17 protein-coding genes and 1 pseudogene are annotated in these 21,005 nt (G+C 41.8%); 9 read left to right on the forward strand and 9 right to left on the reverse strand.

Annotated elements, in window-relative coordinates:
• Positions 1-55 precede the first annotated feature (55 nt).
• Positions 56-295, reverse strand: a pseudogene (locus HWQ41_RS08645) (iron ABC transporter permease); the annotation flags it as partial.
• A 316-nt stretch (positions 296-611) separates the two neighbouring features.
• Here HWQ41_RS08645 and HWQ41_RS08650 point away from each other — a divergent pair.
• Complete coding sequence (locus HWQ41_RS08650; RefSeq protein ID WP_292761533.1) at positions 612-1,013, forward strand: peptidoglycan-binding domain-containing protein; 402 nt, start codon at positions 612-614, stop codon at positions 1,011-1,013.
• 311 nt (positions 1,014-1,324) lie between these two features.
• On the opposite strand, the gene HWQ41_RS08655 is transcribed toward HWQ41_RS08650, so the two are convergent.
• Both HWQ41_RS08655 and HWQ41_RS08660 read right to left on the reverse strand, forming a co-directional pair.
• A complete protein-coding gene (locus HWQ41_RS08655; protein ID WP_292761535.1) occupies positions 1,325-3,610 on the reverse strand; it encodes an FUSC family membrane protein in 2,286 nt (761 codons plus the stop codon).
• Positions 3,611-3,779: 169 nt separating this feature from the next.
• Positions 3,780-4,697 (reverse strand): AEC family transporter, encoded by a 918-nt coding sequence (locus HWQ41_RS08660; protein WP_292761566.1) that lies wholly within the window; start codon positions 4,695-4,697, stop codon positions 3,780-3,782.
• Between the two features lie 102 nt (positions 4,698-4,799).
• Here HWQ41_RS08660 and HWQ41_RS08665 point away from each other — a divergent pair, with 102 nt between their 5' ends.
• The 3 genes from HWQ41_RS08665 (at position 4,800) to HWQ41_RS08675 (ending at position 6,296) form a co-directional block, all read left to right on the forward strand.
• Positions 4,800-5,600: a M15 family metallopeptidase gene (locus tag HWQ41_RS08665; protein ID WP_292761538.1), complete on the forward strand. Its 801-nt coding sequence runs from the start codon at positions 4,800-4,802 to the stop codon at positions 5,598-5,600.
• A 105-nt stretch (positions 5,601-5,705) separates the two neighbouring features.
• Complete coding sequence (locus tag HWQ41_RS08670) at positions 5,706-5,912, forward strand: hypothetical protein (protein WP_292761540.1); 207 nt, start codon at positions 5,706-5,708, stop codon at positions 5,910-5,912.
• Between the two features lie 3 nt (positions 5,913-5,915).
• Positions 5,916-6,296: a hypothetical protein gene (locus tag HWQ41_RS08675; RefSeq protein WP_292761543.1), complete on the forward strand. Its 381-nt coding sequence runs from the start codon at positions 5,916-5,918 to the stop codon at positions 6,294-6,296.
• 42 nt (positions 6,297-6,338) lie between these two features.
• Here the strand turns inward: HWQ41_RS08675 and HWQ41_RS08680 are convergent, their stop codons facing one another.
• Together HWQ41_RS08680 and mrdA are read right to left on the reverse strand one after the other, a co-directional pair.
• Entirely contained in the window at positions 6,339-7,388 is a 1,050-nt protein-coding gene (locus HWQ41_RS08680) for a serine hydrolase (protein WP_292761545.1), read from the reverse strand.
• A 256-nt stretch (positions 7,389-7,644) separates the two neighbouring features.
• Positions 7,645-9,486 carry a penicillin-binding protein 2 gene (gene mrdA / locus HWQ41_RS08685; protein WP_292761547.1) on the reverse strand — a complete coding sequence of 614 codons (1,842 nt, stop codon included), beginning with the start codon at positions 9,484-9,486 and terminating at the stop codon, positions 7,645-7,647.
• Positions 9,487-9,785: 299 nt separating this feature from the next.
• Between mrdA and HWQ41_RS08690 the strand changes: the two genes are divergently transcribed.
• Both HWQ41_RS08690 and HWQ41_RS08695 read left to right on the forward strand, forming a co-directional pair.
• A complete protein-coding gene (locus HWQ41_RS08690) occupies positions 9,786-10,913 on the forward strand; it encodes an ABC transporter ATP-binding protein (protein ID WP_292761550.1) in 1,128 nt (375 codons plus the stop codon).
• 338 nt (positions 10,914-11,251) lie between these two features.
• Positions 11,252-11,698 carry a hypothetical protein gene (locus HWQ41_RS08695; RefSeq protein ID WP_292761553.1) on the forward strand — a complete coding sequence of 149 codons (447 nt, stop codon included), beginning with the start codon at positions 11,252-11,254 and terminating at the stop codon, positions 11,696-11,698.
• Positions 11,699-11,848: 150 nt separating this feature from the next.
• Here the strand turns inward: HWQ41_RS08695 and HWQ41_RS08700 are convergent, their stop codons facing one another.
• Positions 11,849-12,622, reverse strand: coding sequence for an MlaE family lipid ABC transporter permease subunit (locus tag HWQ41_RS08700; protein ID WP_292761555.1), 774 nt, complete (start codon positions 12,620-12,622; stop codon positions 11,849-11,851).
• 524 nt (positions 12,623-13,146) lie between these two features.
• On the opposite strand from HWQ41_RS08700, the gene HWQ41_RS08705 reads away from it, so the two are divergent.
• Positions 13,147-13,467 carry a hypothetical protein gene (locus HWQ41_RS08705; protein ID WP_292761557.1) on the forward strand — a complete coding sequence of 107 codons (321 nt, stop codon included), beginning with the start codon at positions 13,147-13,149 and terminating at the stop codon, positions 13,465-13,467.
• 370 nt (positions 13,468-13,837) lie between these two features.
• Here the strand turns inward: HWQ41_RS08705 and HWQ41_RS08710 are convergent, their stop codons facing one another.
• From HWQ41_RS08710 to HWQ41_RS08720, 3 genes are all read right to left on the reverse strand, one after another.
• On the reverse strand, positions 13,838-14,104 hold the full coding sequence (locus HWQ41_RS08710; protein ID WP_292761558.1) for a hypothetical protein: 267 nt from the start codon (positions 14,102-14,104) through the stop codon (positions 13,838-13,840).
• A 250-nt stretch (positions 14,105-14,354) separates the two neighbouring features.
• Positions 14,355-14,585 carry a hypothetical protein gene (locus HWQ41_RS08715; RefSeq protein ID WP_292761559.1) on the reverse strand — a complete coding sequence of 77 codons (231 nt, stop codon included), beginning with the start codon at positions 14,583-14,585 and terminating at the stop codon, positions 14,355-14,357.
• Between the two features lie 219 nt (positions 14,586-14,804).
• Complete coding sequence (locus HWQ41_RS08720) at positions 14,805-15,194, reverse strand: hypothetical protein (RefSeq protein WP_292761561.1); 390 nt, start codon at positions 15,192-15,194, stop codon at positions 14,805-14,807.
• A gap of 411 nt (positions 15,195-15,605) precedes the next feature.
• Here HWQ41_RS08720 and HWQ41_RS08725 point away from each other — a divergent pair, with 411 nt between their 5' ends.
• Positions 15,606-19,160: an NB-ARC domain-containing protein gene (locus HWQ41_RS08725; protein ID WP_292761562.1), complete on the forward strand. Its 3,555-nt coding sequence runs from the start codon at positions 15,606-15,608 to the stop codon at positions 19,158-19,160.
• Between the two features lie 360 nt (positions 19,161-19,520).
• Positions 19,521-20,846 (forward strand): hypothetical protein, encoded by a 1,326-nt coding sequence (locus HWQ41_RS08730; RefSeq protein WP_292761564.1) that lies wholly within the window; start codon positions 19,521-19,523, stop codon positions 20,844-20,846.
• The last annotated feature ends 159 nt before the right edge of the window (positions 20,847-21,005 follow it).

A 21,005-nucleotide genomic window follows, 5' to 3' on the forward strand; every position in this document is an offset into this window, starting at 1 on the left:
TTTGGCGGGGTGGGGTTCTTCGGGTTTAATAAGTAATCAAGCGGACATGATATAATTACGCCATTTGCCTAGCCATTAACTGGGCAAACAGACCTTCAATAGCAGCTAGTTCCTCAAAACAAAAGTTCCTTGTTGTACAACCCGACCTCCTTGGAGTACATAAATGCGGTGAGCGTTACAGATGTTAATAAGTCGGTGAGCGATCGCTATTCTGGTAAGTTTTAAGTAGTTATCTAAACTTTCACGGTTCTATCGCCTGGGTTCTTTTATCGAGCGCACTGGTAGCCCCATCATAAGTTCTAGCTTAATTTGTCGAGTATAGTTTTTACTCCAAACGGCGATCGCACGTTCTTGTGCCAAAATCCTTCTGCTACAATTTGCTTGTGTGACACAATTCTAAATAAATTAGTCATGCTTTCGTCACAATATTGCCATAGCTCTGTCAATATAACGTGTGATGCTAAAGCTCTGGGTTAAAAAATAGGCTCAGTCTATATTAAACCCACACACCAGAGTCTACCGAGAAGAATCACTATAAGCCACTAACCCTTATTAGGATGATTCTTCTAATCCAAGTTGTCAGAATTCTCATAGTTAGAAGGAACAAAAAGATGAATTGGAAAGTGCTTGCTTTGCTCCCTGCCTTGACTTTAGCTACTGCTGTGCCTGCTTACTCTTTAACCAATAATAAAAACCACAATACGACTGCTTCCTACGTTGCTCAAAATGCTCCGCAAGGCAACACCATGAAAAATCCTAATGCTGTGCACAGGTCTAATGCTGTGCATAGGTCTAATAGTACGGCAAACCATAGTAACGTACTGAGAGTAGGTAGTAGAGGAGAGGCAGTCAAAACTGCTCAGAATTCTTTAAAGCAGCAAGGATTCTATACAGCGAATGTGAATGGTGTCTTTGATAACAAGACACGTTCAGCAGTGATCAAATTTCAGAAGTCTAAAGGATTAAGAGCAGACGGAATAATTGGACACCGGACTTTGGCATATCTGAAATAAGATGGTTTCAGCTTGTTGACTAGATTTCAAACAAAACCACTCGACACCCACGATTTTGATCCAGATTAAGGACAGAATGGGTCAAGAACGATGAAGAAATGGATAAGCACCTGTTATAATTCCACATGCTTATTGCTCAAATGCATTAAATTATCAAAGGTTAGGAATTTACACTCCCCTGGTTGAACAAATTTCTCTACGCTCATTTGTTCGGAAAGCCAGGGGATTCTACATTTACAGACTCGGCGTTAGACAGCAGGCTTGCGCCCTTATGGGTGAAGTTCCTACGTCGCTAACGGCAGGAAATCAAATTATTCTTGCAGACGGGCAATTACACAGTGCATAACTTTAATTTCATTAACAATTCGATCCAGTTCTGTGGATAGGGGAGTTTGTTCTCGAACGGCTTGTAATATGGGAGTTAAAGTGTTGGAATTTGTGGCAATCTCTGATAAACGGGCAGTATGTAGCTGTTCAATTTGGTCATGAATTACTTCGAGATAGCTATCCAGGGCTGGTAATGGTTGGGGTGGCTGTCCCTGGCCAAGGGCATCTGCTAAGTTTTCCAAAACTTGGACAATGGTATCGGTAAGCCGCTTGAGTTCAGTAAATTGGTACTCGCCGCTAAATTCCGGTAGATGTTCTGCCAAAGTTGTAACTGAACTGAAAAAGCCCCGAATGTATGCCATCAGTGTCATTACAGGTTCGATTTCTCCCTGAATGTGACGAGGTTCGCTGAACAATCGTTGAGCGGCGGCGTTAGCGTTGGCATTCTCTAGTGCTGCTTGATGACGTAGCATATTGATAGAATCAGCAAAGGCATTATCTTCTGGATGGAGATAGTTAGCTACTACTTGCTGAAAGTAGGCAAGATTGGCTCTAATTGTCTTTTCCAGTTGTGCAGGAAGTTGCTGTCGTTCCCAACGAGGGAACAGCAAATAGCTGCCAAGCAGTGCTAAGACACCCCCAGCGAAACTATCGAAGATACGCAATACTCCAACCTTCCAGCCACCTGCACTAATAATGTTGAGTAGCAAGATGATGGCGGGAGTGAGCAGTATAATGAATATGCTGTAGCTTAACGATCGCACCGACATCGCAACAAACACCAGCAGCAGGAAACAGACTGCGATCGCCAATGGATTCTTAACTAGTAAAACCAGAGCAATACCAATAATTCCACCCAAAATAGTGCCGATGACTCTTTGGACTGTTGTCTCGGATGTTCCACCAAAGTTGGGTTTAAGTGCAACTAGAGCTGTTAGCGTTATCCAGTAACCTCTAGGTAGTTGCAATACTGAGGCAAGTAATTCAGCAAAAGTTGTGATCAGTGCTAGGCGCAAGGCGTGACGAAATAGGACTGAATCAAAAGTGAAGTTATTTCGCAGCGTATCAATAATTGCAGAACGCTCTGGTTGGGCTGGGGGAGAAATATTTCGCTGGGCAATGCTGCGCGGTTTTCCCTGGATTAAATCTGTAACAATATCTGCATCAGTATGAATTTGCTGTGCCAACTTTGTCAGACTAGCTGTAATCTTCCCAAGGTTGAGTAGATCGGAATATTCATCTGTCTGAGCATTTATTGTTTGATTCAGGACTTGAGAACGCAGAACTTGCCGTTGGTGTTCCAGTGCTTCAACTGTCCGATCCAGATCCCCCAGGTGAACTGAGTTTTTTCCTTTGGCGATCGCTTCTGATAACATTTGTAGAGCAATTGCCAACTGTTCGATCACTTGCTGAATTTCTCTCTGTAACCGAGAAAATAGTTGATGTTCGGATGCGATCGCTAACAGTTCGCTCAGTGCTACAACAGAATTGACAATTTGATTTGCATCCTCGATTAACACTAGTAAGTGATTTCCCCGCAGGTTAGCTCCTTTTTGCCTAGTCCAGATAGTTGTCCAGACGCTACGGGCAGATGTCAAGTTCTGAATGACGGTATCCTGAGCTTGCAAAAATCGCTGTACCCACTCTTGACGATCCTGTGGATTTAATCCTCTTGAGCTTGCCAAGTCTACAAATTTGCTCAATGAGAGATAACAGTTAGCGACTGTCTGCATTGCAGGTATGTCAGGACGCACCACCCACACTCCTAATAACAACACAGTTGTCCATGTTCCACCAGCCAGACATAGCGCACAGTGTTGAATAAGAGTAGACAAATTGGAAAATGAAGCGAATTTAGCCAGCGAGATCACAAACATAATCGAAGTAACCAAGCTGACAGATGCAGCCACGTTGCCATAGAGACTTGCTAAACCTGCTATAAATATCACCAAGAATGTCGTCGGGACAGCTAACCAGAGATGACTGCTAACCAGACTCGCGATCAAGAACATCACAGTTACCCCAATCGTAGCTGCGATCATCGCAGTCGCTCTCTGACGGTAGGCTCCGTCAACATTTACCATCCCAACGAACCAAGCTGCCATAGTGGCGATCGCACTTTCAGCAGCATGACCTGTAATCATTCCAACTCCAATTGGGACACCCAGTATAAAAAGGCTACGCAATCCAGAGAAAATAGCGGGCTTACCTGGCTGGAGTTGAAACTGTTGTAACAACCAACTGAGAGGACGTTTATCTGTAAATGGCATTATTAGACTGGCAACTATAACAAAGCAGATCGCTTCTTACAGCATTTTAGCCAGATATAACTAGGTAGAGGATGACTGAAAGTAAGGGCTGGGGGAGAGGTCAAATAAGACTTGTCGAACTCACGTTAAATTTAGGAGCGTTAGGTATTGTACCAATGATGGCATTGTTCTAAAACAGCCACAGCCAAACTGGGAGAGTAACCAGCAATACTATAGCCCCAGCAGCTAAGGCAGTAACTGCTAGATCGCGATCGAGATTGAATGTCTCAGCAATTACCAGTGTGGCGAAAGCTGGAGGCATAGCCATTTGTAGGATAATGACTTTTGCGATCGCCCCAGTTAATCCAAACAGTGGTAAGATACTGCCCAATATCAAGGGAACTAGCAGCATTTTGATTCCCAAGCTCATCCCTACTTGTGGTAGGCTACGCCAAGATTTGAGCAGCGCCAGTCGCATCCCAATTAACATCAAAGATAAAGCTACAACACTCCAAGCAAATTTCTCTAACCAGAATTCCGCGACTGTGGGAATTGTCGCTTGTCGAAACAGTAAGCCAAATCCGAAACCCCACAGCGCAGGATTAATTAAGATCGCCCTAGCAGTCTGCCAATAATTATGGATACCACCGCCAAAACGCGCTGCTAGTAAGACACCCAAGCCATAAGTTCCTGGGAATGAACCTAACAAATCGTAAAATAGCGCCCAAGCAAAGTATTCCTTGCCTACCATTGCTAAGGTAATGGGAAAGCCAAGATAACCTGTGTTACCCAACATTGCGGCTAATATCAAGCTAGCCTGAGTTGGTGGTTGGGGGACGGTATTTTTAAAATAGGCTTGTCCTTTAATTCCTAGCCAAGCTAAAAATCCTCCTAGTAAAATGGCTAGGTAAGCGATCGCAGGTGCAATCCAAATTTGCCCCGATAAGCTGGATTGGCGCAAAAACGATACTATGCTGATGGGTACTCCCACCCAAAAAAGAAACTGTCCTAAATGTGTAGGAACTGTCACAGGTAGTTTGCGTCCCAGAATAAAACCTACCAGGACTAATCCTCCCAGCTTGACGTATAGTTCTAAAAGGTTTATCAAGATTGCGCCTAAAAACCACAGATGTAAAATGCTACCTGTTACGTCTACTTTTGTCCAGTGCAAAATCTGTTATGGCTATCCCACAAAAACAGGAGTTTACCCTTGAATAAGGCTGGGTTTTCTGGAAGACCGCAAAACTCATCGAATGACCTTGGTGATGATATTCCAGTGGCTGTACGCGATACCCCTGATGCAACACCTAAAATTTGGTTGCAAACTCAAATTGTGCTGATTGGCGGAGTTGCACTATTTGTGCTGCTGGCTTTAATTAGCGGTTTTTTGTTTTTCGTCACTGCACCCAAAAAAACCGCCGATTCTCAACCCTCGGTCACTAGTTCTACACCTACACCGACTACAGAATCTGGTAATGTCGATACTGTGTTAGGGCATCTGGCATACCCAGAAGCCCCGGAGTCAGAACTAGTAACCATCTCCCCAAATAGGGGCATTAGAATGCGAAAAGCTGCTGCCCAAAAGTTTGAGGAGATGGTAACAGCAGCGCGGAGTGCAGGTGTAATTTTAGTACCAATTTCTGGCTTTCGCTCAATCAAAGACCAGGAGCAGTTGTTTTTTGCTGTCGGTGCCCAACGAAATCAAACGCCAGCAGAACGAGCTGCCCTCAGCGCTCCTCCTGGTCATAGCGAACATCACACAGGTTATGCTGTGGATATTGGAGACGGAGCAGTACCAGCAACAAATCTCCAAACGAACTTTGACAATACCAAGGCTTATCGGTGGATGCAAGCAAATGCAGCGCGTTTCAGCTTTGAAATGTCATTTCCTAAAGATAATGTTCAAGGTGTGAGTTATGAGCCTTGGCACTGGCGTTTTGTCGGCGATCGCGATAGTTTGGAAATGTTCTACAAAGCCAGAAATTTGAAACCCGCTAAGATCCCTCAATAACAGCGCTTTACACAGAAAGAGTATGAATGAGATTCTGGTTGATTTTATCGATGAATTTTTGAGACAAAATGAACCCTCCAGCAAAACTGACGACAAGGGTGCAGCATGACCAAGGGTAGCAAGCCAGACAATGAGGGTGCAACTCCAGAAGAAATCTCTCGACACGCAGCTACTGAACGTCGGCAATGCTACGAGATAGAAGTAAAGTATGGGTGGAAACTACTACGGATAGAACCAACTGGAGACAAAATTCTGAAATACAACTGTGTATTTGAGGGCGAAACCGAATTCCCAAACTATATGGAGGATTAACCGATGGGACGAAAATACATCATTTTCCGTGCCGAGATGACTGAGGAACATGACGCCCAAAAAAGGTCACTTACTCACACCGGAGCGCTTACCGACATCCTTGCTGAACATTTTGACTCTTCCTCACGCGCCTTGCCTACACCCGGTTACAGGTTAAGAGAATATCACAAAATTGAACAGTTCGCTGATTCTCGGTTTCCAGGTGCTAGTACTCACAGTAGAGTAGGGGATTGGGAAGTAACGAGGGTTGAAGAGTATTCCTCAGAACTGCCGATAAGCGATTTTGAAGCAATAGTTATTTGCTACTGCCATTATTCTCCTGTAACTACTTCCTTGGAACCATTACCTGAAATTCAAGGTACACAGAAGTTGCAGGAAGTTTAATAGGAGATGAATGAATAAGCCTCTTGTCAGGAGTCATTAGTTTTACCCCCTCTCCCCTAATGGAGGCTGAAGCACTAGTTCCGTAAGGACTGGACAGTAGTATTCAGCAATTTTTTTAGCGATCGCATCTGGTCGGGAAATTTTATCTAGATTGCAAAGTAAAATCACGGTAATTTTGTCATCAATAAAGCGGGTAATGTTACTTGCGAATCCTAATATCGAACCATTATGACCAACTACTCGGCGATCGCCATAATTAAATACCCACCAACCTAAACCTGCAACATATCTCAACTTTTCCCAATCATCACCCTGATTTGAAAAATGAGGAGTCCACATTTTATCAAGGGTTGATTGCTTTAGCAGAGTTGCACCACAAAGCCCCTGTTCCCACTTCACCATATCTTCTACACTGGAAAGTTGACCTCCAGCAGAATAGGTGACTGAGGGACTGTAGTAAGGTTTGTTAACAAGCTTGCTGTTTGGCAACCGATAGCCAGCAGCCCGGTGTGGCACAATGTCACGGGGATTATTCATCACAGTTGCATTCATTCCCAAAGGAGCAAAAATGCGATCTTGCAACAAATCTCCATAAGATTGTCCAGTTACCTTTTCTAGGATCAAACCCAATAGATAGTAGCCTGTGTTGTCATAGGCGCTAAATTCGCCCGGTTGGAACTTGAGGGGTAGGTGAGTAGCTAGAGCTAAAATTTCAGATTTAGATAAATCAAGATGGGTAATTTCCCAGTAGTTTGGGGCATCGGTATAGCTGGGAATTCCAGACTGATGAGACAGAATATGCTCGATTGTGACATTTTGCCACGTTATGGGTAGATGATCGAGATAATCTGCGATCGCATCTTCTAGCGAAATTATCCCTTGCTCCACCAGCATCATTGTGACTGTAGCGGTGAAAGTTTTACCGACAGACGCAATTTCATAAACTGTATGTTCAGTAGCTGGAACGGAGTGTTCAATATTCGCCAGTCCATAGCCCTTAACTAAAACAGGTATGCCTTCCTGCACCACTGCAACAGAAAGTCCAGGAATCTGGTTTTTAGTCATTGTGGCTCGAATATAGTCGTCAATCACGATTTACCTCATTTTTGTTTGGCGAGGGCGAGACAAAATAATTCTAAATTCAAAATGTATTTTTAATCCAATACAGTTCAGTTAAGCATTTCTTCCTTCTCTTTCTTCTCTTCCTTTGCGTCCTTCTCTACGAGACGCTACGCGAACGCGTCCTTCTCTAACGAGACGCTGCGCGAACGCGGTTCGTTAAAAAAATTGACTTTGACAAAGAGTTAAGCCTTAACTGAACCGTATTGATTTTTAATCCTTCCTTCTCCTAGTCTCCAGTCACATGTCCTGAATTGGGGGTTTTAGCTTCTGATGGGTCAGGCTGAGGTTTTTGATACTTACCTGGATACTTGTGCTGAAAATAAGCTTCCAACACTTGTAAAACCATCGGGCCACAAATAGTACCGCCATGCTCGCCAGTATTTTCACCAAAGGCCACAACCACAATTTCCGGCTTATTACTGGGGGCATAACCACCAAACCAAGTATGATTTGGACGACCACCACCAGCTTCAGCAGTGCCACTCTTTCCAGACGCTGGGGGAATTGTCGGTACGTTCAAACTTTTACCTGTACCCTCACTCACGACCTTCCGCAGTCCCTCACGGAGAACTTTGATAGTTTCCGGCTTCATATTTAAGGATGAGCGCCAACTTTTTGCTTCTTCGTTGTCTTTGAGTAAATGCGGTTGAACTCGATAGCCACCATTAGCAGGGACAGAAAACATAATCGCCGATTGCAGGGGTGTCACTTGCAAAGCGCCTTGACCAATTGACATATTAATGGTGTCGCCGACAGTCCAAGGCGTCTTCAAAACTCTCTGCTTCCATGTTTCATCTGGAACCAAACCTCTTGATTCTTCGTTGGCAAATTCAATACCAGTTTTTTGACCAAATCCGTATTTGCGACTCCATTCGATTAAAGTTGGGCCACCAACTTTTCTGCCAACTTGATAGAAGAAAGTATCACTACTCATAGCGATGGCTCTGGGAAATCCCAATGTCCCGAATCCGGCGTGGTTCCACTCACCAAAAGTCACCCCCCCAACAGTCAGGGAACCAAAGGTCTGTAATACTGAGTCTGGGGAGAATTGACCTGATTCCAGTCCAGCTGTTGTAGTGACAATTTTGAAGGTACTGGCGGGTGGAAAGGCGCTCAGGGTACGATTGATCAAGGGATGCTCTTTACCTTGCACGCTTTCCCAATCTTTCTGAGAGAGTTTTTGTTTAGAAAAAATATTTGGGTCAAAGGTGGGGTAAGATACCATTGCTAAAACAGCACCATTCTTTGGATCAATTGCAGCGATCGCACCTCGGTGATTTCCCAAAGCTTTTTCTGCTGCCTGTTGCACATCTAAATCTATGGTCAGGTGCAAATCGTTACCAGCTTTTGCCTGTTTCTCTCCCAAAACCCGGATTGGTCTACCCGCACCATCTACTTCCACCTGCTGACCACCCCATTCGCCCCGCAGAGTTTTCTCATAAGCCTTTTCCACCCCCATCTGACCGATTACATCTCCTAGTCGGTAGCCTAACTGTTTCTTGTCATTTAACTGGTCGGCGGTCAACTCCCGCGTATAACCTAGTACATGTGCCAATTCCTTGCCGTGGGGATAATAACGCACAGAATCTGTATTTATTTCCACTTCCGGCAGTTCATTTTTATACTCCTTTAATGCCGTGATTTCTGCTTCATTTAGATCACGAGCAACCCGGATGAGTGAAGAAGAATTAGCACCTGCTTGTTCTAATTTCTTTTCCATCTCATCTTGCGGAATGTTGAGAATTTGCGCTAGACGCGGGCCGACTACAGACCAGGAAGGCTTTGTATGTGCCATCGGCCACAAATATACAGAGCTAGGATAGCGAGTACTGGCTAAAAGTTTGCCATTTCGGTCAAAAATATTGCCCCGTTCCGGTTGTTTAAGAATCATCCGAATTCGGTTCGCTTCGGCTCGTTCCCGGAGTTTTGGCCCTTCAACAATTTGCAAATATGCCAAACGAGCCTCAATACCAACGGTCATTAATAGGGTAAATACGATTAAAAATATTGATTGGAAACTACGTCCAACTGTACGTGTATCTTTTTTGCTGCCAAGTGATGGGAACATAAACAATTCAAAATTCTAAATTCAAAATGAATAAACGCAATCCTAGCTAGCCTTTTAACTATTGCTAAGATGTAATTTTAATGCATGTTAGGTTAATCAAAGAATATCTAAGTAGCAGCATAAGTATATACATTTATCGTCAGATCATCCTCGGTAATGGGTATAAAGGAATCGGGCGAGTATATTCTTGAACAATTGTTTTTGGCGGATACAATAAACCAAAGTGTCAAATCTAGTCTGCCCAATAGACTACATCAATTGACAAACTAACGTAAGATCACGGCATTCTACTGAGGATTATGGCTCAAATTGTCATGCAGAATCAGAGGGGGATAACAACTTTTCAGCCACTTGATGTTGAACTGCGTAACGTCTTCAAGTTTTTTAACCAAGAACCAGCAGTACATGGAATCGATTTGGATGTCAGACAAGGAGAATTTTTTAGTATTTTAGGCCCCTCCGGTTGTGGTAAAACAACAACACTGCGCTTAATTGCTGGGTTTGAAATCGCTGACGCTGGCAAGGTGTTGATTCAGGGTCAGTCTATGACTAATGTGCCGCCTTACCGCCGACCCGTCAATACTGTATTTCAAAGTTACGCTCTATTTAACCACCTGAATGTCTGGGATAACATCGCCTTTGGACTGAGGTTAAAAAAAATACCTAAATCGGAAATTGAAGCTAGAGTCCAAGAAGCTTTAAAACTCGTGAAAATGGAAAGTTTGCGATCGCGCTTTCCCAATCAACTTTCTGGTGGTCAACAGCAGCGAGTTGCCTTAGCAAGGGCTTTAGTCAACCGTCCCACCGTCGTACTACTGGATGAACCTTTAGGAGCGTTAGATTTAAAACTGCGTAAGGAAATGCAGGTTGAGTTATCAAATTTACACAAAGGCTTGGGAGTTACCTTTGTGATGGTGACACACGATCAAGAAGAAGCATTGTGTTTGAGCGATCGCATTGCCGTGATGAACCAAGGCAAAATTGAACAAGTTGGCACTCCCAGCCAAATTTACGAACGTCCCCTGACATCTTTTGTTGCTGATTTTATTGGCGATACTAATTTATTCAGTGGTGAAATTGTCGCGGTAGACTCCTCTAATGTGCAAATTTCGACAAAAACGGGACTGTCAATTGTCATTAGCCGCGCTGAAGATACACCAACTGAATTATCACAAGCGGTGGTAGTGAGTGTCCGCCCAGAAAAAATACAGCTTTCACTTTATCCACCCAATTTGCCAGCTAACTGCTTTGAAGGACGGCTTGTGAATGTTATGTATTTAGGCACACACGTTAATTATGTTGTGGAATTAACAAATGGCATTAGCGTCAATGTGTTGCAACCTAATACTTTTGGCGGTTTACCAGACCGCGACACGCCCATCTACGCTTGGTGGACAGAAAATGATTGTTTAGCTATTAGTCAATAGTTATAAATTCAGTAATGGAATAATACCTTGACCGAATTTTAGATTTTAAATTTTGGATAATGGAATTGAAGATTCAAAAGCCTTCGACTGAGCACTCACGCCGAAGTCCAAAATTTAAAAAGGGTTGCGATCAAGCGAATTTATACTCGCTCTGCGAAAAGCAAGCTACGTAAAACAATTCTTTAATCCGTCTTGGAAAGTTCTGAGCGTCGTCAGGCGATCCTCAGACTTTCCGCAAAATCTAAAATTAAATGGCAGAGCTAGTGACTTGATTGCTCTTTTCAATCTAAAATCTAAAATCCTCTCATTGTGTGACCCCGTACTAAGAATATCAACCCATGTCAATTTTGAAAAGAGTTCCTTGGGTGTCTCTGGCGCTAGTGCTGCTTAGTTACAGTACTTTGGGCTGGGTAATATCTGAAACACATGCTCCTCTGTTTGTGTGGCTGGCAACTGTGATTGCTATCTTGCTGTTAATAGTAACGGTGACTGCTCCTTGGCCGAAGATGACATATTACTACAGTATTTTGCTTAAATCAAATACCAGGTCTTTCGGCGCTGCCGTCTTAGCAGCTTTCTTATTTTTTCTCATGATTGCCTGGTTTCAGATATTTCTTGATACCTTACTGATCATTTCAGCGACTATATTAGTCAGGATAGACTTTCAAAGAGCGGGTCTTCGGGAAGGGCTAGCCTTTTCAACTGCGTCTATCTTTTCATTGGGAGGTTTAGCTTTGGGGGCGCTAATCTACAAGTTAATATATTCCCAAATTCAGCTAACGTGATGAAGTATACCCAAAAAATGCTAGCAATGCCTGCAGTGGGCTGCGCCAACGCTTCAGAACCGATATTACTTACCAAAAGATTTCTTTTTGGCTGAGATTGCCGACTTTTTTAAGAAGTCGGAAATCTTGTTCTTCAATACTTACTTGGGTTCAAAATGCAGGCTGTTCAAACAGCAGTAGAGAGAGGAAAAAATCCATGATAAAAATTGACACCCAACTAGTAACAACTGCTTTTGTTGCAGATTCTCCTACTTCCTTTGCTCCTCCCTTAGTAGTTAACCCCCAACTACAGCCAATGACAGCAACCAGCACTCCAAAAATAAACCCTTTTAACAAAATAATAAATAAATCTGACGGTTCTAAAAAATCTCTGACTGATTCTAAAAATGTTTCGGGAATAATTTGGTAAAACTGTGATGCGGCAAAAACTCCGCCGATGATGCCCGTAACTAAAGCCAAAATCGTCATCAAAGGCACCATCAAACAACAAGCAATTACTCTCGGAAGTACTAGATAATCAATTGGATCAGTTTTGAGCATATAAAGTGCATCAATTTGCTCTGTTACCCGCATTGCACCTATTTCTGCGGCAAAAGCAGAACCTACTTGTCCCGCCATAATACTAGCGGTCAAAATTGGAGCCAATTCTCTACAAAAAGCTAAGGCAAAAGCACCTCCCACAGCATTGACAGCCCCAAATCGGACTAATTCCCTCGCCGTCTGAATAGTAAAAATCATTCCGGCAAAACCACTGACAAGGAGAACTGGAGAGATAGAAACTGGCCCAGCAGTCACCAGATGTTGCAGAATCTTGCGGTAGTACGTTTTTCCTTGGAGAAAATGTAGCCACACTTGACCGAAAAGCAGTACTGCCGCAAAACAGCGTCCAATCCCAGATTGCTCGAAATTTGTTTTTAGTCGCAATTTTATCGTCCTTAAGACTGACTTTTTTTGCACATATGTGATATCAATTCTCCAAAATAAGACTACAGATACAAATGGTGGAAACCCAGCCAGATGTAATCTGACTTTCTCAATTATGTAGACGCACAAAGTACGTCTTCCCGCAGGATATTACGAATTGGTATTAGGGTATGGTACATGAACAGACGCACTAGATGTTTACCCTCAAAGTTGAGGAGTTGTTTGGGCATGGTTCAACTTAGTTTAGTAAACTTTAGCGAAAAATAGCACTTATGGCATTTTGAGCTTTTTGCTACTACTCTCATGCTTTATGTACTTAGAATTTGCGATCGCTAGTCTGTGAAACTGGGAAAAGTAATTGACTCAACTCAAAGGGTTTAAAAATTTAATAATATAGCAGTTGCCAGGTAGCCATTGACATCAGCTAATCAGAAAACACTGACACCAAGAGACTTTCAACCCTGTTAAGAGTTCCCTGCTATATTTCCAAATCATGTAATGTTAAACAATTTTTTATGAACAGGATGAAATACATAATATTTGTGTTACTATTAATACTGGCTTTCTCCGTGGTACATCCGGCTTTTGCATCTGTATGCCGCAATTACGATGTCTACGACGGGCTACACCTACGCCACCAGATTTGCATTCTCAGCATCAACCGAAGTGCTAAAAATGATTGGCAATACAGGGCAGCCGTTAGTGTGGATGGAGTAAAAAGACCCATCGAGGTTTATAATTGTCGTGAACGAGTCAAAGTTGAAGAAAGTGGGACTGTTTTGCCCTTTGAGCAAAAAGACCCTGGTGAGATGATATGCAGCTTTTTTAATTCTTCTGGGCGGTAAACACGCGCCAGATAATAAAGACCGTAAAACCTAGATAGGTGAATACTGTTAGCCATTCTTGCCAGCTACCAAATGCATTATTCATCAGCAAAAGCCGGAAAATCAATATTTTTAAATCTTACACGCTGATGTTGCCAGTCCCTTGCTGTATTTTGGGAGACAAAGAAAGACTACTCAAAAATTCTTAGCTAATTTTCCGGAATCGATAACAGCGGAGTGGTATTACTGATCAGAGCATCGATATTATACTGAACCTCTATAACTAACCTTCGGGGAATATAGCCCCATTGTTTCCGCTCAAAAGCCCGGTCTTCATGACCGGGTTTTTGATTTTACTTTTATTTTCCGTTTCTTGAACTAGTTCAGTTCTTCATTTAGGCTTGTCGTGACTATCATTACATTTTGTACTGTTTGAATTTTCTGGGATTTCTGAATCATCTAGATTGTTAGACTTATTAATATTTCCTTGGGACTTAGTTGTGCCAAAAAAATAAACGACTGCAATTTTCACAATATCAAAGTATGCAGGACGATTGGTCTGATCAACAATTGCTAAAGAGAGCGAACCTGCTACTAAGATAACTAATATAGGATGAAGCTGTTCTTGACCAGAAAAATTGCTATGTTTTTTTGTCATTCTTCCGTCTCCAAATTATAATTTTTTAGCTGATTTTTGACAAAAAGGTAATGTGTTAGATTGGTAAAATCTTCTACCACATCCTAAATACAGTTAGGGATACTTAGAGACGAAATTGTTCACGGCTCTAAAAAGCTTTGCAAAGGAATTCAGACTTTCACACTAGCAGCAAGATTGTTCATTTAGAGTGAGCGAGGATGTTAATTGAGAATGATGCAAAATGTGAAAGTCGAATATTCTTTGTCAGATTTTAACGAACAGATTCAAAAATTACTGTCGTCAATATTAAGCAAAGGAGAATAAGTCCACACCGGAAAATAACCCAATTAAAAACAAAAGGTAGTAGATTCATCGCAATATGTGAGCCTCCGAAAATAGCTGACATAACGTAAGCGATCGCTAGACCAAATAATCCCAACGCAAAATATTTAATCAACTGGGAAGTCAAACGAAATAAAAAGCTGTGACGATTCGTAGTCATATTTTTCTCCTGATAAATAAATAAAAAACAACAGGGTTGACGTGACGCTTATTAGCACCATATCAACCCTGTTGTAGTCTTTTTCTAGACTCTCTTGGGCTGGAAAATTATTCACTTGTTAACCTCAAGAACGAAAACAATTTTCTACTGTTTCTCTAAATCTTGAGATGAAATTAGTGGCTGGTAATTGGTTAGAATAATCAACAAAAACAACCAAACTCAGTCAATATCCAACAATTCAGATACCATCCAGCCAAATATCGGCGCGGTATTTCCCCTCTTGCATTTAGAAAAGTCCAGGCTGAGTAGTCCAAACCCTTTCTTTAACAATTCCCTCAATCCCACTCGAAAGCGATCGCGATAGATAGATACCTGACTTTGGGTATCTGTTGTATCTGGCGGTAACTCCTCTAAATACCTATTTAGATCCGCATGAACGCAACGAAAAGAACCTCGGAAAGAGATGACACGCAGTTCAAACTCTTCGGTTCCGATCTTGCGGATAGTCACTTCAATCATTCCATCCTTGCAAGTGTGACAAGCAAGAATGTCTTTCTCAAGTAAGTCAAATAATTCCTGAGCAGAATTTGAAATGTCAGGTGTTGACATAGTGTGGGGTACCTCAGTGCTAGTTACTTCAGCTATCCTCGCGATTCACACCTAATTTGTTATCGATTCTACATTTACTTTATTAATCTTGTCAATGAGTTGATAGATAGAAATTGACAACTTGATAATTTAGAGTATAGTTTAGTAGTGTCTTGTCAATTCACTTTTCTGTAAGATGCTAGGCGATGTCCGCGACGGCTACGCCAACGCGCGGGACTAGAGACTGGGAAACCCGATAAATTTATCGGTTTTGTGGTTGAGTCCAATACATACAGACCTAACCCCAACCCCTTCCCTACTAGCGTTGGGGAGTAAGAATAAAAAGAGAAGATTTGGGTATAAAGCAGTAAAAATATATCTCACATCTACCTCACATATCGATAAATAGTTTTGGCTGGAGAAATTTACTTCATGACGGAAATTCCTGAAAGTATCTTGAGAGCGGTTACAGCCGAACACAATGTATCTGAGGCTGAGGTAAGTGCCTTACTTCTAGCTTTAGCTGGCCAAACGGCAGAATCTATTGCAACCACTCTCGAAATTAGTGCAGCCGCAGTGCGGAAGCGGCTTGGTTCGGTTTACCAAAAGTTTGACATTGCTGGGAGTAATCCTGGGAAATTAGAAGTAATCAGGAGTATCCTTCAGGAAAGATATCAGTTATCAACAGTAGTAAATGCCTCATCCTGTTATGATTTTGGCGAAGCGCCTGATGTCCCCGTTTTCTTTGGGCGTGAGTCGGAGTTAGACGTTTTAGAGCAATGGGTAAATAAAGACCGTTCCCGACTGGTGGGAATATTTGGGATGGGGGGAATTGGCAAAACAGCGTTATCTATCAAACTGGCACAGAAAATTCAGGGACAGTTTGAGTATGTTATCTGGCGATCGCTACGTCATGCACCCTCTGTTAAGGAGATTTTTGCAGACCTGATTGAGTTTTTCTCTAAAAAGAATGAGCCTAAAGAAGTAGGAATTTCGCAATTGATTGCCTATTTGCGGAAACATCGCTGTTTATTGGTACTAGATAATGTAGAGTCAGTCCTACTAGAAGGTGATTATGTCGGACAATATCGAGAAGGATATGAAGAATATGGAGAATTTTTTCGACAAGTTGGGGAAGTGCCTCATCAAAGCTGTTTAGTCTTAACCAGTCGTGAAAGTCCCAAAGAAATTATTACCTTAGAAGGAAACAATCTTAAAGTTAAATCCTTGCAGCTAAGTGGGCTAGAAAACATCGCCGCAAAAAGCATATTTGTGGGCAAAGGTGATTTTTTGGGATCAGAGAAAGACTGGAACAAGTTAATTAATCAGTATGCAGGTAATCCTTTAGCGTTAAAAATAGTTTGTAATACGATTCAAGAAGTTTTTGGTAGCAATATATCAGAGTTTATTAGTTATGATATTTCCGTGCTATTTGGAGATATCCGCAATTTATTAGAACAGCAATTTAATCGCCTATCAAATTTAGAAAAAGAAATTTTATACTGGTTAGGAATTAATTGCAAACCTACTTCTTTTGTAGAATTACAAGCAGATATTATTTCAACGACATCACAACCAGAATTAATTGAAGCTTTAGAATCATTGCGACGGCGATCGCTAATCTTTAACGAGAAGGGTTTGGCGAAATTTATGCTCCAAGCTGTAGTGATGGAATATATCATTAGTCAATTTGTTAACCAGGTTTGTGCAGAAATTGTTTCTGAGATTAATCTAGAAAATATTTCCTTGTTAAAGAGCCATGCCTTACTCAAAGCGCAAACAGAAGGAAAGGTTAGAAATGCCCAAATTCGTTTAATCTTAGAACCAGTTATTGAAAAGCTAATTAATACATTTGGTAATAAAGCTCGGATTAAAGAACATCTATTAGAAATCATAAAATTGCTGCAAGTAAATACTCCTCTAACATCTGGCTATGCTGGTGGGAATATTATTAACCTCCTTTGTCACCTGGAAATTGATTTAAGTGGATATGATTTTTCAAATTTCAAGATATGGCAAGCATACCTAATCAGCGTGAACTTGCATAATGTCAACTTTGCTAACTCTGACTTATCTAAGTCTGTATTTACAGGAATATTCGATAGTATTTTGTCAGTGGCATTTAACCCTGTAAATGGAGAAATTGTCGCTACAGGTGACGCTGATGGTCGAATTAGCTTTTGGCAAGCTACCTATGGTGAGCAACTATTTCATTGGAAGGCACATGCTAACTGGGTAAGAACTGTTGCTTTTAGTCCCGATGCTAAAACTTTAGTCAGTTGTAGTGATGACCATACTGTGAAACTCTGGGATGTTGAGAGCCAAGAACTCCTCATGACTTTTAAAGAACATACTAGCTGGGTTCGGTCTGTTGCCTTCAGTCCTGATGGCAAAATTGTCGCCAGTGCTAGTAGCGATAAAACAATTAGACTCTGGGATCTGGGTACTCAACGATGCTGGAAAATTTTCAAGGGACATAACAACTTCGTTCGTTCTGTTGCCTTTAGTCCTGATGGAAAAATACTAGCCAGTGGTAGTGCTGACCAAACTGTTAGGCTTTGGGATGTAAAAACAGGTAAATGTTTGAAAACTCTTGAGGGACATACCAAATTAGTACAATCCGTAGTTTTTAGTTCTGATGGTGAAATACTTGCCAGTTGTAGCGACGACAAAACCGTGAAACTTTGGGATGTTCAAACCGGGGAGTTATTAAAAACTTTGTCAGGACACACCAATTTGATCCATTCTATAGCCTTGAGTCCGATTCCCTGTTCACAAGGAGGAGGGATCATTGCCAGTAGTAGCGATGACAAAACTGTGAAACTCTGGGATATTCAAACAGGGAAATTATTAAAAACTTTGTCAGGACACAGTAATTCTATTCTGTCTGTTGCATTTAGTCCTGATGGTAAAACACTCGCTAGTGGTGGCTATGACAAAACCGTTCGGTTCTGGGACATCGAGACTTATCAATGTATCCAAATCTTGCAGGGATACACCAATTGGGTACACGATCTAGCCCTGAGTCCAGATGGGAAGATAATTGCTAGTAGCAATGATGATAAAACCGTCAGGCTGTGGGATGTTCAGACTGAACAATGTATTAGCACTTTGGAAGGACACGCTGGCCGCCTTTGGTCTGTTGCTTTTAGTCCGCTAGCTGGGGGGCTATTAGCTAGCGGCGGTGATGACCAAACTATCCGCTTTTGGGATACTGTGAGTGGACAGTGTGTGAAAGTTTTGCAAAATAGCGATCGCATCCGTTCTATTGCTTTTAGTCATGATGGTCAAATTATGGCTAGTGGTAGTGTTGACTGCAACATCAAGCTCTGGAATGTTCGGACTGGCCAATGCTTTGAAACATTACAGGGGCATACAAATTGGGTGCAGTCTGTTAATTTTAGTCCTGATGGTGAAATCCTCGCTAGTGGAAGTGATGATAAAACACTGCGGCTGTGGAATGTTTATACAGGGGAATGTATTCGGGTTTTGGAAGGACATACTATGCGAATATGGTCTGTTGCTTTTAGCCCGATTCTCCCTTCACAAGGGCAATTTGGAGGGCTATTAGCTAGTGGCGGTGATGACAAAACAGTACGGCTGTGGAATGTTCAGACTGGCGAATGTTGCAAAATTTTAGTCAATCATGATTGGATACGTTCTGTTGCTTTTAGTCCTGATGGCAAGATTCTTGGCTGTGCTTGTGTTAATCACACTGTAGAAATTTGGGATGTTGACACAGGTCAACGTCTGATTATTTTGCAAGGACATAATAATTGGGTTCGTTCTCTTACGTTCGGTGCAGATGGAACTTTGTTTAGCGGTTCCCAGGATGGGGCTATTAAGCAATGGAATGTCACAACTGGAGAGTGTATCAAAACCCTCATGCCAAAAAGACCCTATGAGGGAATGAATATCAAGGGTATTTCTGGTCTAGGGGAAGAACAAAAAAATACACTTAAAGAATTGGGTGCTATTGAAGATTAATCCGTTAATTAAAAATAATTATCATGCTCTGGAATTGCATTTTTATAAATGTGTATTAGTTTCTTATTGCTAAATATCATTAATTTATTGTGAGGATTGCCATTATGCCAAATTATATCAGTCAGATGATTTTTCAAAACAACCTGACTCCTATTATTGCTAACGTGTCACTATATTTGTCAGATACTTACCAATACGCTTGGGTTAGTGATATTTGGCCTCGGAAGATCCCCCCAACCCACCTTAAAAAGGGGGGCTTAGTTCCCTCCTTTTTAAGGAGGGTTAGGGAGGATCAAGCTTTAACCAAACTGTATTGAGATACTTCCAGTATTTTTATATAAATTAAAAAATCATAATTAAATGTCGCAACTTAACCCTAAAAAAATTGAGTTATATGAAATTAAAGATATAGATCGGCTTCCTCAACTGCAAAAACTTTCAACAGCAGACCGCTTGGCAATGAAAGCAGTTGCCCAAGTATTGCCGTTCCGTGTCAATAATTACGTAGTAGAAGAACTGATTGACTGGGATAAAATTCCTGATGATCCCATCTTTCGCCTCACCTTTCCTCAAAAAGAAATGTTGGCTCCTGAATCTCTAGACAAGGTTATTTGGCATCTGCAAAATTCTACACCAGAAGACCTGCGTCAGGTAGTAAATACAGTGCGATCGCAACTCAACCCCCATCCAGCCGGACAAGCAGAACACAATATTCCGACTTTAGATGGAAAACAAGTACCAGGAATTCAACATAAATATCCCGAAACAGTCTTGATTTTTCCGACAGCAGGTCAAACTTGTCACGCATATTGCACATTTTGTTTCCGTTGGCCCCAGTTTGTGAAGATGGACGGAATGAAATTTGCTACCCGTGAATCAGGACTTTTCCAAGAGTATCTCCGCCAACATCAGGAAGTCACAGATGTTTTAATTACTGGCGGAGATCCAATGACCATGAAAGCTAAACATCTGTCTTTATATATTGAACCACTGCTAAATTCGGGTTTTGAACATATCCAGACAATTCGGATTGGTACTAAATCGGTGGCTTACTGGCCTTATCGCTTTGTTACAGATGAAGATGCTGATGATGTCTTACGTTTGTTTGAGAAAGTGACTAATTCAGGCAAACATCTGGCCATTATGGCACACTACGATCATCCGACAGAAATCAAAACTGAAATTGCTCAAGCAGCGCTCCAACGCATTCGTAGTACAGGCGCACAGATTCGCACCCAAGGGCCACTCATGCGTGGCATTAATGATTCTTCGCAAGTATGGATACAGATGTGGCAAGAACAAGTACGCCTTGGTTGCATTCCCTACTATATGTTTATGGAACGAGATACTGGAGCAAAACATTATTTTGAAGTGCCAATTATTCGAGCTTGGGAAATTTATCAAGCAGCAATACAAAAAGTGTCTGGGTTAGCTCGCACTGTTCGCGGGCCAGTCATGTCAGCACTACCAGGTAAAGTTGCAGTGGATGGCGTAACTGAGATTTATGGCGAGAAAGTATTTGTACTTTCTTTTTTGCAAGGACGCGATCCCAATTGGTGTAAACGTCCTTTCTTTGCACGTTATGACGAGAAAGCAACCTGGTTAACTGATTTAGTTCCAGCTTTGGGAGAAAAGGAATTTTTCTATGAGAATAAATTAAAGGAAATTCTGAAAACAGAAAGTTAAATCGGGGATTGGATATTCAGAACCGCCACCAGATTGGAGAATAATTTATATCATGTCCGCATAATTAGTTATGATTCCCACAGTCATTGCACCCCACCCCTTAATCCCCTCCCCGCAGGCGGCTATGCGTTACCCACATCTTTCTTTACAATCTTGAAA

The organism is Nostoc sp. NOS(2021) (genome assembly GCF_017115025.1).
Lineage (GTDB): Bacteria > Cyanobacteriota > Cyanobacteriia > Cyanobacteriales > Nostocaceae > Nostoc.

Excerpts from the sequence above, each read along its gene's own strand:
- HWQ41_RS08650 (WP_292761533.1), top strand. The coding sequence starts at position 612 with ATGAATTGGAAAGTGCTTGCTTTGCTCCCTGCCTTGACTTTAGCTACT.
- HWQ41_RS08655 (WP_292761535.1), bottom strand. The coding sequence starts at position 3,610 with ATGCCATTTACAGATAAACGTCCTCTCAGTTGGTTGTTACAACAGTTT.
- HWQ41_RS08670 (WP_292761540.1), top strand. The coding sequence starts at position 5,706 with ATGACCAAGGGTAGCAAGCCAGACAATGAGGGTGCAACTCCAGAAGAA.
- HWQ41_RS08675 (WP_292761543.1), top strand. The coding sequence starts at position 5,916 with ATGGGACGAAAATACATCATTTTCCGTGCCGAGATGACTGAGGAACAT.
- mrdA (WP_292761547.1), bottom strand. The coding sequence starts at position 9,486 with ATGTTCCCATCACTTGGCAGCAAAAAAGATACACGTACAGTTGGACGT.
- HWQ41_RS08690 (WP_292761550.1), top strand. The coding sequence starts at position 9,786 with ATGGCTCAAATTGTCATGCAGAATCAGAGGGGGATAACAACTTTTCAG.
- HWQ41_RS08695 (WP_292761553.1), top strand. The coding sequence starts at position 11,252 with ATGTCAATTTTGAAAAGAGTTCCTTGGGTGTCTCTGGCGCTAGTGCTG.
- HWQ41_RS08705 (WP_292761557.1), top strand. The coding sequence starts at position 13,147 with ATGAAATACATAATATTTGTGTTACTATTAATACTGGCTTTCTCCGTG.
- HWQ41_RS08710 (WP_292761558.1), bottom strand. The coding sequence starts at position 14,104 with ATGACAAAAAAACATAGCAATTTTTCTGGTCAAGAACAGCTTCATCCT.
- HWQ41_RS08715 (WP_292761559.1), bottom strand. The coding sequence starts at position 14,585 with ATGACTACGAATCGTCACAGCTTTTTATTTCGTTTGACTTCCCAGTTG.
- HWQ41_RS08720 (WP_292761561.1), bottom strand. The coding sequence starts at position 15,194 with ATGTCAACACCTGACATTTCAAATTCTGCTCAGGAATTATTTGACTTA.
- HWQ41_RS08725 (WP_292761562.1), top strand. The coding sequence starts at position 15,606 with ATGACGGAAATTCCTGAAAGTATCTTGAGAGCGGTTACAGCCGAACAC.
- HWQ41_RS08730 (WP_292761564.1), top strand. The coding sequence starts at position 19,521 with ATGTCGCAACTTAACCCTAAAAAAATTGAGTTATATGAAATTAAAGAT.